Raw genomic sequence first — 14,077 nt, 5'->3', positions numbered from 1 at the left:
CAGGCACCAGCATGAGCGTCGACAAAACCGCCATACGCAACGCAGCAACCGTCATCGTATTGCGGGACCGTTTTACCGCGCCTTCGATCCTAATGGGGCAACGCGGGGCCAAAGCGGCGTTCATGCCCAACAAATTCGTGTTTCCCGGCGGCGCAGTCGACCCTGAGGATGCGAGCATCCCACTAGCCGCCCCGCTGCCTCAACTCTGCTATGATCGCTTGGCCGAGCAAGCCGAAGCTGACCTACAGCAGGCGCTTGCTGTCGCAGCCATTCGAGAGTTGTGGGAGGAAACCGGGATGGTCCTTGGCCAACCCGGTGAATGGGAGGGCGATGCTCCGACCGATTGGACCAGCTTTGCGGCTTTGGGCTTCAAACCCTCGGCCGAGGCGCTGCAGTTCGTGTTCCGCGCCGTTACCCCTCCGGGTCGGCCCAGACGGTTTGATGCGCGGTTCTTTCTGGTCGATGCACAGGCGATTCACGGCGATCTGGACGATTTCAGCCGCGCCTCGGATGAGCTGTCGCACCTGCAATGGGTCAAACTGGACGAGGTTCGAGACTTCGACCTTCCCTTCATCACCGAGGTCGTGCTGGCCGAAATCACAGCTCGGGTCACCGACCCGACACCGCCATCTTCTGTCCCGTTCTTTCTGAACAATGATGAGGCCAGCCTGTTCCAAAGGCTCAGGGGGTATCCCATGCCCGAGGTTGATTGACCCCAACCTTATTTCATGCGGCTGATCACAACCGTGACTTCAGGCTTTTTGCCGATCTCAGCTTTGGCCGTCTGACGCACGATCCGGCGCATGGCCTCTTCAAGCTTGTCATCGTCGCGCAAGGTCTTGACCTCGGCCCGCATCAGAAACTGGTTCAGGTCTTCCTCAAGCACCTCAACAAGCGCCGCGCGAGAGGTTCCGATCTCCGGCAGGCCCATCGTATCGCACCATGGCTCACCCAGAGCCTCGTCCTCTTCATCCAGAATGACGGTCACGGTCACATGGCCGTTCAGCGCCATGCGGATACGGTCGCGCACAACTCCGTCCAACGCTCCGACCTTGACCGTGCCATCCAGATAGGTCCGCCCGGTCTCAACGTAGTCGACAACCTTAGGCGCATTGCCGGTCAGGTCCAGCATGGTGCCGTTGACGGCCAGAATACCCGTGCGTCCGCCGGCCTCAGCCAGTTTGGCATGTTCGCGCAGGTGGCGATGTTCGCCATGCATCGGGATCACCATCTGGGGATCGATCAACCCATGGACTTTCTCAAGATCAGGCCGGTTGGCATGGCCCGAAACGTGATAAAGGCCCGAGCTGTCATCCACCACATCCACACCCTTTTCGCTGAGCTGGTTGATGATGAAAATCACCCCGCGCTCGTTGCCAGGGATGGTTTTCGAAGAGAACAGGAACAGGTCGCCCTCTTTCAGCTCAATGCCGCGGTATTTACCACGAGCCAACTGCGCACTGGCGGCGCGACGCTCGCCCTGACTACCGGTTACAATCAGCATCAGGTTCTGACGCGGAAGCTCTACGGCCTCTTCGGCGCTGATCACTTTGGGGAAATCCGACAGGATGCCGGTTTCCGTTGCAGCTTCGATCATCCGGCGCATGGCCCTACCCAACAACACGACCGAGCGCCCGGCCCTTTGGCCAGCCTCAGCCAAGGTCTTCACCCGCGCGACGTTCGAGGCGAATGTAGTCGCCACAACCATACCCTCGGCGCTTTCGACAAGCTTGGTGATCTCTGGGCCGACCTCGGATTCCGAACGTCCGGGGTGGCCTGAGAACACATTGGTGCTGTCACAGACCAGGGCCTTCACACCGGATTTGGCGACATCGGCCCAGAGATCGGGATCAAACGGTTCGCCCACCACCGGGTTTGTGTCCAGCTTGAAGTCCCCCGAATGCACAATCCGCCCTTCAGGCGTGTCGATCACCAGCGCGGCGCTTTCGGGGATCGAGTGCGAAACCGGCAGGAAGCCAACGGTGAAGGGCCCGGCTGAGACCTGCTCGGGCCAAGCGGAGACAGTGCGGACGGCGTCTTCAGGGTGGCCGTGTTCTTCCATCTTCCGACGGGCAATATTGGCGGTGAAGGCGCGCGCATAGATCGGAGCCCCCAGCGCCTCATAACACTGCGCCACGGCGCCCACGTGATCCTCGTGCGCGTGGGTAACAAAAACCGCTTCTAGCCGGTCGGCGCGTTCCTGTAGCCATGAGATATCGGCATGGATCAGGTCCACACCCGGCGTGGTGTCCATGTCAGGGAAGGTCACACCCAGATCAACGAGGATCAGACGTTCCTTGCCCGGCGCGCCGTAGCCATACACATAGGCATTCATGCCGATTTCACCGGCCCCGCCCAGCGGCAGGTAGATCAGTCTTTCGCTGCTCATGTCGAGCCATTTTCCTTGTTATAGCGATGGATCACGGTCAGCCCGTGCATCGTCAGATCATCTTCGATTGCGTCGAACCCCACGTCGGCCTGATCGAACAAGGGTGCGAGCCCTCCGGTTCCAACGACTTTCATCGGCATTCCGTATTCGGTCTTGATGCGGGCGATCAGCCCCTCAATCAGACCGGAATAGCCCCAATACACGCCCGATTGGATACAGCCAACCGTATTCGTACCAATCACCTTGTCCGGGCGGGTTATGTCGATATGTGGCAGAGCAGCGGCCCCTTGGTGCAGGGCCTCAAGGCTCAGGTTCACGCCCGGCGCGATGATGCCTCCGACATAGGCCCCATCAGAGGCGACGACGTCAAAGTTGGTCGCGGTTCCGAAATCGACAACCACAACGTCTCCGCCATGACGGTCAAAGGCCCCCACTGCATTGGCGAGGCGATCAGGCCCCGGCACCGTGCCTTCGTCAATGCGTGGGGCGACAGGCAAAAGGCAATCCGGTTTACCCACAACTAGCGGACGGCAACCAAAGAACCGATCCGCAAAGATGCGCAGATTGAAAACCACGCGCGGCACGGTCGAGGCGATGACAACATCGGTAATGTCAGCCTCGATCCCGTAGTGTTTCACCAGTGTGGAATACCAGGTGAAATAGGCATCCGCCGTGCGCGAATGATGGGTCGAGGTGCGCAGGGTACACAGAAATGTCTCACCATCCCAGATCGAGAAAACGGTATTTGTATTGCCGCAGTCGATGGCCAGAAGCATCTGAGCCCCCTTCAGAAAAACACGTCCGCCGCAGGAATGCTCACACGGCCTTTGGCGGTGTTTAGGACAAGGTTGCCCCCCGCGTCTACCGTTTCGAAGGTACCAACCGTTTCCGACGTGGCGGTACGGGCGGTAATGACCTCACCCAACCGCGCTGCGCGGGCCAGCCACGCTGTGCGGATGGGTTCAAACCCGTAAGTGACAAATTGGATTTCATAGCCGGCATAGGCGATGGCGAGTTCAGTCAGAAAATCCTCGGGCGTGACATGCGCGCCGGTTTCCGACAGCAAGGAGACTGGGCGAACCGCGCCCGGCTCAACAGCGTCTGCACCGGGGGCTTCGGTCAGATTGACGCCGATCCCGATCGACAGATGTGACACTCCGCGCCCCTGCCCGGTGCTTTCCAGCAATATCCCCGCGAGCTTGCCGCCGTTCAGCAACACATCATTGGGCCATTTTAGCGACAAACCTGACGCTCTGCCCGTCACGGCGACGCAGGCATCGAACAAGGCCAAGGCCGCTACGAAGCTGCGCAGAGCCGCGCTCTCCGGATCGCCCTGAGGGCGCATCAGAAGGGTCGAGGCCAAATTGCCCTTGGGATTGGCCCAAGCCCGCCCTCGCCTGCCGCGCGCTGCCGTCTGGTGATGCGCCATGATCCACACGGGGCCTTGCGCCGTGGGTGCAAGACGCGCGGCTTCGTTAAGCGTGCTGTCCACCTCTTGCAAGATGTGCAGGCCGTACCCGTCGGGCCAGTTGCTCATGTCAACAAGGTCCGCTTGCGGGGTTGAGCAGGTGCATCGTGTTGGCGGCTTTCATCAATTGACAAGCGTGGCTGCGGCAGCTGCTGCTGCGCCCTCGACACCGAACTGGTAAAACACGCCGATCAGCATCAAAGCCGCCGATCCCATCAAGGCCACCCACAATACAGGGTTTGAGCGAGTTTCGATGGGCTCTTCGTTCTCGGCGCCGAAATACATATAGAAGACGATCCGCAGATAGTAGAATGCACCGATGACCGAGGCGATTGCCGACACGATCACCAACCCGGTCAGACCCGCGCTGACACCCGCCTGCCAAACGCCGAACTTGGCAAAGAACCCAAGCATGGGCGGCACACCCGCCAGGCTGAACATCAGGATCAGAACGGCCAGAGCCTTACCCGGATCGCGCTTGGAATACTGCCGCAAGGCGTCGATGTCGGTGACCGGTTTGCCGTCGCGCTCCATCATCAGGATGAAGGCGAAGGTGCCGATGTTCATCGTCACGTAGATCGCCAGATACATCAGCATGGCCTTCACGCCCAGCTCGGTTCCCGCAGCCAGACCGATCAGCGCATAGCCCATATGGGCAATCGAGGAAAACGCCATCAGACGTTTGATGTCACGCTGGCCAATGGCGGCAACCGCGCCGAGCAGCATCGACAGAACCGACAGCAACACGATCACCTGCTGCCAATCCTTCACGATGCCTCCAAACGCGTCATGCAGCAGGCGCGCGAACAGCGCCATCGCAGCCACTTTCGGAGCGGTCGCAAAGAAGGCTGTGATCGGGGTCGGAGACCCTTCGTACACATCCGGGGTCCACATGTGGAAGGGCACGGCCGAAACCTTGAAGGCCAGACCCGAGATCAGGAAGATCAGACCGAAGAGCAGACCGATCGAGACGTCTCCGGCCTGAACGGTGGCGATGATGCCCGAGAACAGCGTGGTGCCGGTGAACCCGTAAACCAACGACGCGCCATAGAGCAGCAGCCCCGAGCTAAGCGCACCCAGAACGAAGTATTTCAGACCGGCCTCAGTAGATTTCGCACTGTCCCGCCGCAGCGCCGCCACGACATAGAGCGCCAGAGACTGCAGCTCCAACCCCATGTAAAGCGACATCAGATCGCCCGCACTGACCATCATCATCATCCCGACCGCAGCCAATGCGACCAGCACAGGGTATTCAAACCGCAGCAGGTTGCGGCGGGCCATGTAGTCCTGGCTCATGACCAGAACGGTAGCGGCGGAAAGTAAGATCGCAACCTTGGAAAACCGCGCAAAGCCGTCATCCACGAACATTCCATTGAACGCCACGTTGGTCCCGTCACCGTTGCTTGATATCCAAATCGCCAGAAGCGCCATTAGACCTGCCGTGGACCAGACCAATGCCGAAGCCAGCTCGTCCTTCTTTGTGTAAACGGCCCCGATCAGAGCAGCCATCGCATATACGGCCAGAATGATCTCTGGCAGGATTATCGTCAGATCAGCCTGGATCATGTCTCCAAAGCTCCCTTAATGCGAAGCGGCCGTCTGGGTCGCAGCCTCAGCTGCGGCCAGAGCCGTGTCATAGTTCGAAATCAGCGCGGCGGTCGAATTCCCGATCACATCGGTCACCAACGACGGATAGATGCCCAGCAGGATGGTCATCACGATGAGCGGCGCAAAGATCAGCCGCTCACGCGAACTCATGTCGGTCATCGCCTTGAGGCTTTCCTTGATCAGATCGCCGAACACGACCCGACGGTAGAGCCAAAGCGCATAGCCTGCCGAGAATATCACGCCGGTCGCGGCCACTGCGGTTACCCAGGTGTTGACCTGGAATGCGCCCATCAGGGTCAGGAACTCGCCGATGAAGCCCGAGGTACCCGGCAGGCCGACATTCGCCATGGTGAACAGCATGAAGACCAGCGCATAGGCGGGCATCCGGATCACCAGACCTCCGTACGCGTCGATATCGCGGGTGTGCATCCGGTCGTAGATCACGCCGACGCACAGGAACAACGCCGCCGAGATAAACCCGTGGCTGAGCATCTGGAAGATCGCGCCATCAATACCCTGCTGGTTCGCCGCAAAGATGCCCATGGTCACGAAACCCATATGCGCGACCGAGGAGTATGCGATCAACTTCTTCATATCCTCCTGCACCAGTGCCACCAGCGAGGTGTAGACAACGGCGATGGCTGACATCCACAGCACCAGATCGGTCATCACCGCCGAGCCAACCGGGAACATCGGTAGGCTGAACCGCAGGAAGCCATAGCCACCCATTTTCAACAGGATCGCGGCCAGCACAACCGAGCCCGCCGTCGGGGCCTGCACGTGCGCATCCGGAAGCCATGTGTGCACTGGCCACATCGGCATTTTCACCGCGAAGGATGCAAAGAAAGCCAGAAACATCAGTGTCTGCATCCCGCCGACCACATAAATGCCCATCACACTGAAGCTTTCGGACGAGAACTGATGGCTCATCAGCGCTTCAATATCTGTGGTACCCGCGTCTGCGTACATTGCGACCATCGCCACCAACATCAGAACTGAGCCGAGGAAGGTATAGAGGAAGAACTTGAAGCTGGCATAGATGCGGTCCTTACCGCCCCAAATGCCGATGATGAGGAACATTGGGATTAGACCTGCCTCGAAGAACAGGTAGAACAGCACCAGATCCAGCGCCATGAACACGCCCAGCATCAGCGTTTCAAGCAGCAGGAAGGCGATCATGTATTCCTTGACCCGTTCGGTCACGTTCCAGCTGGCCAGAATGGTCAGGGGCATGATGAAGGTGGTCAGCAATACGAACAGAACGCTGATGCCGTCTACGCCCATCTTGTATTTCAAACCCATCAGCCACTCGCCCTCTTCCACCATCTGGAAGCCGGTGTTCGAAGGATCAAAGCCCGTGTAGATGCCAATCGACACAAGGAAGGTCACAGTGGTCGCCAACAGCGCCACCCATTTGGCATTCCGCTGCGCCGCCGCATCATTTCCGTGCAGGAACAGCGCCAAGATGCCCGCGGCAATGGCCGGGATGAAGGTGACGATCGAGAGGATATTGTCCATTACTGCGCCCCTCCGCCGATCGACATCCAGGTCACAAGGGCCGCGATGCCCAGCACCATCCAGAAGGCGTAGGTAAAGATGTACCCGGTCTGCGCCTTGCCTGCGAGGCGGGTGAAGAAGGGAACAACGCCCATTGCTACTCCGTTCAGGAAGCCATCAATTGTGTTGCCATCGCCGCGCTTCCAAAGGAGGCGGCCAAGGGCCAGAGTGGGTTTGACGAAGATCGCGTCATAAATCTCGTCAAAGTACCATTTGTTCAGCAGGAACAGGTACAGCGGACGCTGGTTCGCCGCCAGACGCGCGGGCAGCGACGTGTTCACGATGTAGAACCAGTAGGCCACGACAAACCCAAGCAGCATCGCCACGAAAGGCGAGACCTTAACCCATTTCGGGACGGCATGGGCGTCATCCAGCACGGTATTGTCCGGCGCGATATACAAAGCGCCCTCACCCGGTTCGCCTGCGAAGACGTAGTGATGATCTCCGTGGCCGTCCTTCTTGCCATGCGCCTCATCCCCATGGTCATCCTCGTGCGCCTCATCCGAGTGGGCATCGGCATGATCGTCACCGTGATGCTCTTCGGCGGTGCCATCGGAGACATGCTCGGCATGGGTCGCCTCGTCATGAGTTTCACCATGGGCCTCGGCCACCGGAATCCCGTAGAACTTCCCAACCTTGTCGGTGTGACCGAAGAAGTTGCCGTACCAGATCATCCCGGCAAAAACCGCGCCCAGCGACAGAACGCCCAGCGGGATCAGCATCACCTTCGGGCTTTCATGGGCGTGATCATGCGTATGCTTGTCACCGCGCGGCTTGCCATAGAAGGTCAGGAAAATCAGACGCCAGCTGTAGAACGAGGTGAACACAGCCGCGATCACCAGCATCCAGAAGGCATAGCCTGTACCACCAGCAAAGGCGCTTTCGATGATCGCGTCCTTAGACAGGAACCCGGCAAAGCCGAAGGTGGTCAGCGGGATACCCACGCCGGTAATGGCCAGCGTACCGATCATCATCGCCCAGAACGTATAGGGGATTTTCTTCCGCAACCCACCATACTCGGTCATCTCTTGTTCATGGTGCATCGCATGGATCACCGATCCCGCGCCAAGGAACAACAGCGCCTTGAAGAAGGCGTGAGTCAGCAGGTGGAACATCGCCGCCGAGTACATGCCGACGCCTGCGGCCACGAACATATAGCCCAGCTGCGAACAGGTCGAATAGGCGATGACGCGTTTGATGTCGGTTTGAACCAGACCCACGGTTGCCGCGAAGAAGGCGGTCGAGGCCCCAAGGAAGGTGATGAACCCGGTCGCCCCCGGTGCGAACTCCATCAGCGGCGACATGCGGCAAACGAGGAAGACACCCGCCGTTACCATCGTCGCGGCGTGGATCAGGGCCGACACGGGTGTCGGGCCTTCCATCGCGTCGGGCAACCATGTGTGCAGGATCAACTGCGCCGATTTGCCCATCGCGCCGATGAACAGAAGGACGCAGATCACCTCAACCGCGTTCCACTCCCCCCACAGGAAATGCAGCTGCGTTTCCGACAGGGTTTGGGCCGAGGCAAAGATATCCGAGAAATTGATGCTGTCCGTCAGCAGGAAGATCGCGAAAATCCCCAGCGCAAAGCCAAAATCGCCGACACGGTTGACGATAAACGCCTTCATGGCCGCCGCATTGGCACTGGATTTACGGTAGTAAAAACCGATCAGCAGATATGAGGCGACGCCCACGCCCTCCCATCCGAAGAACATCTGCACAAGGTTGTCAGCTGTCACCAGCATCAGCATCGCGAAGGTGAAGAAGGAGAGATAGGCAAAGAAGCGCGGCTTATAGCTTTCGCCCTCGCGCCATTGCGGGTCGTGATCCATGTAGCCGAAGGAATAGAGGTGCACGAGCGCCGAGACAGTCGTCACCACAATCAGCATGATCGCGGTTAGACGGTCCAGACGAATGGCCCAGCTTGTCGACAGCGAGCCGCTCTCGATCCAGCGCAGGATTTCGATCTGTTGGGTCTGACCATCGAAAGCCAGGAACACGATCCACGACAGCAGACAGGCCAGAAACAGCAGACCCGTTGCGGTCCACATGGCGGCTTTCTCACCGATGAACCGCCAGCCGAACCCGCAGATCAGAGCGCCCACGAGCGGGGCAAAGAGGATGGTGGTTTCCATAGTTCTCTTAGCCCTTCATCATATTGACGTCTTCAACCGCGATGGTGCCACGGTTGCGGAAGAAGCAGACCAGAATGGCCAGACCAATCGCCGCCTCCGCCGCCGCAACGGTCAGCACGAACAGCGTGAACACCTGCCCGACCAGATCACCGAGGAAGCTGGAAAACGCCACAAGGTTGATATTCACCGCCAGCAGCATCAACTCGATGCTCATCAGTAGGATGATGACATTCTTGCGGTTCAGGAAGAGACCGAAGATGCCGATGACGAACAGCGTCGCGGCGACCGTAAGATAGTGTTCAAGTCCGATCATCTTCTTAAAGTCCCTGCCCCGGTTTCACGTCCTTCAACTCCATCGCCTTGGCTGGGTCGCGCATCATCTGGCCGACGATGTCCTGACGCTTGATATCCTGACGGTGGCGCAAAGTCAGCACGATGGCGCCGATCATCGCCACCAGCAGGATCAAGCCCGCCAGTTGGAACAGAAGGAAGTATTGATCGTAAAGGATGACACCCAGCGCTTCGGTGTTGTGGCGGTCGCTAGGAACCGGTTGGGCCAGATTGGCCTCAATGCCTTGGGCGCTGTCCCACGCTCCGAACGCAATGATGAACTGCATCAGGATCACCAGACCAATCAACAGAGCCAGCGGCATGTACCGCGCCATCTCGGCCTTCAACTCGGCAAAGTCCACGTCCAGCATCATCACCACGAACAGGAACAGCACCGCGACCGCGCCCACGTAGACGATGATCAACAGCATCGCCACGAATTCGGCACCCAGCAGTACGAACAGCCCCGCCGACGACAGGAAAGACAGGATCAGCCAAAGCACCGAATGCACCGGCTGGCGGCTGATCACCGTGAAAAGCCCGCCGGTGATGGTGCTGATGGCAAACAGGTAGAAGGCAAAGACGGTCATTGATCCTCATCCTCGTTGTCGCCCAGAACCTCTTGCGCCAGATCCAGCGCGCGGGTCATGGCCGGGATGCCAGCAAAGACCGACATCTGACCGATCGTTTCCACGATCTCTTGTTTCTTTGCGCCCGCCTCAAGCGCATGGCGCACGGTCTGACGCACGGCCGAGTCCGCCTGAGCGCCCTGACAGGTCAGCCCGGCCAGCGTCAGCAGCAGACGCGTCTTGGCATCCAGCCCGTCCTTGTTGACGGTGTTGCCGAACATCATCTCCATGACCTCTTTGGGCATGGTCGGCCATAGGTTCTCAAACCCCTTGGGCGAGAAATTCTCCATCGCCGGATTCATCGCCTTGGCCATGTCCTGCGCCTGCTTCATCATCAGCTCAAACGGATTTGTCGGCGTGTCACTCATCTGTACGGCGCATCCATTTCCAGATTGCGGGCAATTTCGGCTTCCCAGCGTTCACCGTTGTCGAGCAGCTTTTCCTTGTCGTAAAACAGCTCTTCGCGGGTTTCCGTGGCGAATTCGAAGTTCGGGCCTTCGACAATGGCATCGACCGGGCAGGCCTCTTGGCAGAAACCGCAATAGATGCATTTGGTCATATCGATGTCGTAGCGCGTGGTGCGACGGCTGCCGTCTTCGCGCGGTTCGGCGTCAATGGTTATGGCTTGCGCCGGGCAAATCGCCTCGCAGAGCTTACAGGCGATACAGCGTTCCTCGCCATTTGGATATCGGCGCAAGGCGTGCTCGCCGCGGAACCGAGGCGACAGAGGGCCCTTTTCATGCGGATAGTTCACGGTGGCTTTGGGCGCGAAGAAATATTTCAGCCCCAGCTTCATGCCGACCCAGAAGTCTTGCAGCAGAAAGTACTTGGCAGCGCGGGTGTAGTCGATTTGGGTCATATCAGCCTCCTACGCTCCAACGCGCGAATGCGCCCCAGAACCAGTCGAATTTTGCCGCGAAGGCCACGAACACTACCCAGGCCAACGAGAAAGGAAGGAATACTTTCCAACCCAGACGCATCAACTGGTCATAGCGGTAGCGGGGCGTGATCGCTTTTACCATCGCGAAGAGGAAGAAGAAGAACGCCATCTTCGCGACCATCCATAGCACACCGTCAGGCAGGCCCGGGATCGGCGACAACCAGCCACCGAAAAAGAGCAGCGTGGTCAGGGCGCACATCAGGAAGATGGCGATGTATTCGCCTGCCATGAACAGCAGGAATGGCGTGGCCGAGTATTCGACCTGATAGCCTGCGACCAGTTCTGATTCCGCCTCGGGCAGGTCGAACGGGGGTCGGTTGGTTTCCGCCAGCGCCGAGATGAAGAACAGGAAGACCATCGGGAAATGCGGTAGCCAGTACCAGCTGAAGAACCCGAACGAGCCGTCCTGCGCGCGAACGATATCTCCGAAATTCATCGAGCCGGTCGAGATAATCACGCCGATGATAATCAGGCCGATGGACACCTCGTAAGAAATCATCTGCGCTGCAGAGCGCAACGAACCAAGGAAAGGATACTTTGAGTTCGACGCCCAACCGCCCATAATCACGCCATAAACCTCCAAAGAGGATACGGCGAAGACATAGAGGATCGCCACATTCAGATCTGACAGCACCCAGCCGTCGTTGAACGGGATCACGGCCCAGGCGATCATTGCCAGTACGAAAGAGGTCAGCGGAGCAAGGATGAACACGGTGCGGTCCGCGCCTGCCGGGATGACGACCTCTTTGACCACATATTTCAACGCGTCAGCGACTGTTTGCAACAGACCGTAAGCGCCCACCACATTGGGCCCCCGGCGCATCTGAACAGCCGCCCAGATCTTGCGGTCACCATAGACAAGGAACAACAGCGAGATCATCACAAAGGCCACAACGGCAAGCACCTGCGCCAGGACGATCAGGGCGATGCCGCCCGGTGTGTTAAAGAAATCAGCCATTGGTCCTCACACCGTGGGTCGTCGGGGATATCTCTGCGGGACGGATCATTCAGCTGCCATCCTGTCTGTGTTTTTCGCCTGCGCCGACAGCTCGGCCATCAGTTGTGAGGCGCGTGCGATCGGGTTGGTCAGGTAGAAATCCTGGACCGCGTTGCGGAAACTCGCCTTGCCCAGTGCACCAGCCTCAAGCGGCTGCACCTCGTTCTCGATCACCTCGTCGATATGCGCCAGATGCGGCACCGCCTCGATCAACGCGGTCCGCAATTGCGCCAAGGAATCGAAGGGCAACGTCGCGCCCAAATCGGCCGAGAGCGCACGCAAGATGGCCCAGTTTTCTTTGGCCTCACCCGGCGCAAAGCCCGCACGCATGGCCAGCTGAGGGCGGCCTTCGGTGTTCACGAACAACCCGTTTTCCTCGGTATAGGCGGCGGCGGGCAGGATCACATCAGCGCGGTGTGCGCCACGGTCGCCATGGCTGCCCTGATAGATCACGAATGCGCCGTCTCCAATTTCGACCTCATCCGCGCCGAGGTTATAGATCACATCAGCTGCGCTGATCGCGTCCATACCATCTGCGTTGGTGGCATCCACATCCATCGCGCCCACACGCGCGGCTGCGGTATGCAAGATGATCAGCCCACTTTCGGTATTGCTTGCAATGGCTTGCGCGGCCGCCAGAACAGCGGCGCCATCGGCCTCTTGCAACGCGCCCTGACCAACAATGACCAAAGAGCGTTTTGCTTTGATCTCATCATTGCCGCCCATGTCGACAACCTTTTGCAACGCTCCGCGGTCGTCGCCCATGTGGTGGTATTCATAGGTCAGATCGGCCGCCGGACCGACCAAAGCAACCTCGGCCCCATGCGCCCAAGCCTTACGGATGCGGGCATTTAGAACCGGAGCCTCATCGCGCGGATTGGTACCGATCAGCAGAATACGCTCGGCCAGGTCGATATCTTCGATCGCGGCGGTCCCGGCATAGGCTCCACGGTTGCCCGCAGGCAGCTTGGCCCCGTCCGTACGGCATTCGACAACGCCGCCCTGCCCTTCGATCATCTGTTTCAGCGCAAAGATCGCCTCAACCGGCGCTAGATCACCGACGAGACCCGCCGGTTTTTCGGCCCCTTTCAGCGCTTCAGCAGCTTTGGTCAACGCCTCAGGCCACGAGGCCGGGCGCAGCTTGCCGTTTTCGCGCACATACGGACGGTCCAGACGCTGACGGCGCAACCCGTCCCAGACGAACCGGGTTTTGTCGCTGATCCATTCCTCGTTCACGCCGTCATGGTTGCGCGGGAGGAACCGCATCACTTCACGCCCCTTGGTATCCACGCGGATGTTCGAGCCCAAAGCATCCATTACGTCAATGCTCTCGGTCTTGGTCAGCTCCCAAGGACGCGCGGTGAAGGCATAGGGTTTCGAGGTCAGCGCCCCCACGGGGCACAAATCAATGATGTTACCCTGCAGGTTCGAATGCAGCGTCTGGTTGAGGTATGAGGTGATCTCGGCATCCTCGCCTCGCCCTGTCTGACCCATCTGAGTGATGCCGGCGACCTCGGTTGTGAAGCGCACACAGCGGGTGCAGCTGATGCAGCGGGTCATCGCGGTACCGACCAGCGGCCCCAGATCCAGATCATCTACGGCGCGCTTGGCTTCCTTAAAGCGCGAGCCCGAAACACCATAGGCCATGGCCTGATCCTGCAGGTCGCACTCACCCCCCTGATCGCAGATCGGGCAATCCAGAGGGTGGTTGATCAGCAAAAACTCCATCACCCCTTCGCGGGCCTTCTTGACCATGGGTGAGTTCGTCTTGACCTGTGGCGGTTGCCCCTCCGGCCCTGGACGCAGATCACGCACCTGCATCGCGCAAGAGGCCGCAGGTTTCGGAGGGCCGCCCACGACCTCAACCAGACACATCCGGCAGTTCCCCGCAATCGACAGACGTTCGTGATAGCAGAAGCGCGGCACCTCGACCCCGGCCTCTTCACAGGCCTGGATCAGGGTCATAGCACCATCGACTTCGATTTCCTGCCCGTCGATATTGATCTTGCGGAGGTCAGACATCG

13 protein-coding genes are annotated in these 14,077 nt (G+C 59.2%); 1 reads left to right on the top strand and 12 read right to left on the bottom strand.

Annotation, left to right across the window (positions count from 1 at the left end; translation table 11 throughout):
* Positions 1-11 precede the first annotated feature (11 nt).
* The gene (locus tag ACR0AI_RS12885; protein WP_480674380.1) at positions 12-713 is read left to right on the top strand and encodes an NUDIX hydrolase; all 702 of its coding nucleotides are present in this window, start codon (positions 12-14) and stop codon (positions 711-713) included.
* A gap of 8 nt (positions 714-721) precedes the next feature.
* Here ACR0AI_RS12885 and ACR0AI_RS12880 read toward each other — a convergent pair whose 3' ends face one another.
* The 12 genes from ACR0AI_RS12880 to nuoG are packed head-to-tail and all read right to left on the bottom strand — an operon-like array spanning position 722 to position 14,075.
* The gene (locus tag ACR0AI_RS12880; protein WP_480674382.1) at positions 722-2,389 is read right to left on the bottom strand and encodes a ribonuclease J; all 1,668 of its coding nucleotides are present in this window, start codon (positions 2,387-2,389) and stop codon (positions 722-724) included.
* Positions 2,386-3,165, bottom strand: coding sequence for a type III pantothenate kinase (locus ACR0AI_RS12875; protein ID WP_170691965.1), 780 nt, complete (start codon positions 3,163-3,165; stop codon positions 2,386-2,388). The genes ACR0AI_RS12880 and ACR0AI_RS12875 overlap by 4 nt, the downstream gene beginning before the upstream one ends.
* A gap of 11 nt (positions 3,166-3,176) precedes the next feature.
* Positions 3,177-3,926 (bottom strand): biotin--[acetyl-CoA-carboxylase] ligase, encoded by a 750-nt coding sequence (locus tag ACR0AI_RS12870; RefSeq protein ID WP_480674384.1) that lies wholly within the window; start codon positions 3,924-3,926, stop codon positions 3,177-3,179.
* A gap of 54 nt (positions 3,927-3,980) precedes the next feature.
* Positions 3,981-5,423, bottom strand: coding sequence for an NADH-quinone oxidoreductase subunit NuoN (gene nuoN / locus ACR0AI_RS12865; RefSeq protein WP_480674386.1), 1,443 nt, complete (start codon positions 5,421-5,423; stop codon positions 3,981-3,983).
* Positions 5,424-5,438: 15 nt separating this feature from the next.
* Positions 5,439-6,983 (bottom strand): NADH-quinone oxidoreductase subunit M, encoded by a 1,545-nt coding sequence (locus ACR0AI_RS12860; protein ID WP_480674388.1) that lies wholly within the window; start codon positions 6,981-6,983, stop codon positions 5,439-5,441.
* A complete protein-coding gene (gene nuoL / locus ACR0AI_RS12855; RefSeq protein WP_480674390.1) occupies positions 6,983-9,157 on the bottom strand; it encodes an NADH-quinone oxidoreductase subunit L in 2,175 nt (724 codons plus the stop codon). The genes ACR0AI_RS12860 and nuoL overlap by 1 nt, the downstream gene beginning before the upstream one ends.
* 7 nt (positions 9,158-9,164) lie before the next feature.
* Positions 9,165-9,470 carry an NADH-quinone oxidoreductase subunit NuoK gene (gene nuoK / locus ACR0AI_RS12850; RefSeq protein ID WP_005984024.1) on the bottom strand — a complete coding sequence of 102 codons (306 nt, stop codon included), beginning with the start codon at positions 9,468-9,470 and terminating at the stop codon, positions 9,165-9,167.
* 4 nt (positions 9,471-9,474) lie between these two features.
* Positions 9,475-10,077 (bottom strand): NADH-quinone oxidoreductase subunit J, encoded by a 603-nt coding sequence (locus ACR0AI_RS12845; protein ID WP_480674392.1) that lies wholly within the window; start codon positions 10,075-10,077, stop codon positions 9,475-9,477.
* A complete protein-coding gene (locus ACR0AI_RS12840; RefSeq protein WP_170642992.1) occupies positions 10,074-10,484 on the bottom strand; it encodes a carboxymuconolactone decarboxylase family protein in 411 nt (136 codons plus the stop codon). Before ACR0AI_RS12840 ends, ACR0AI_RS12845 begins: the two co-directional genes overlap by 4 nt.
* Positions 10,481-10,975 (bottom strand): NADH-quinone oxidoreductase subunit NuoI, encoded by a 495-nt coding sequence (gene nuoI, locus ACR0AI_RS12835; protein ID WP_039524264.1) that lies wholly within the window; start codon positions 10,973-10,975, stop codon positions 10,481-10,483. The genes ACR0AI_RS12840 and nuoI overlap by 4 nt, the downstream gene beginning before the upstream one ends.
* A 1-nt stretch (position 10,976) precedes the next feature.
* Positions 10,977-12,014: an NADH-quinone oxidoreductase subunit NuoH gene (gene nuoH, locus ACR0AI_RS12830; protein ID WP_170467881.1), complete on the bottom strand. Its 1,038-nt coding sequence runs from the start codon at positions 12,012-12,014 to the stop codon at positions 10,977-10,979.
* 45 nt (positions 12,015-12,059) lie between these two features.
* A complete protein-coding gene (gene nuoG / locus ACR0AI_RS12825; protein WP_480674395.1) occupies positions 12,060-14,075 on the bottom strand; it encodes an NADH-quinone oxidoreductase subunit NuoG in 2,016 nt (671 codons plus the stop codon).
* Between the last annotated feature and the right edge of the window lie 2 nt (positions 14,076-14,077).

The sequence above is a fragment of the Ruegeria sp. BG3 genome (assembly GCF_056538485.1).
The sequence above is the reverse complement of the archived record's forward strand: the minus strand, read 5'-3'. Positions and strand labels throughout refer to the sequence as shown.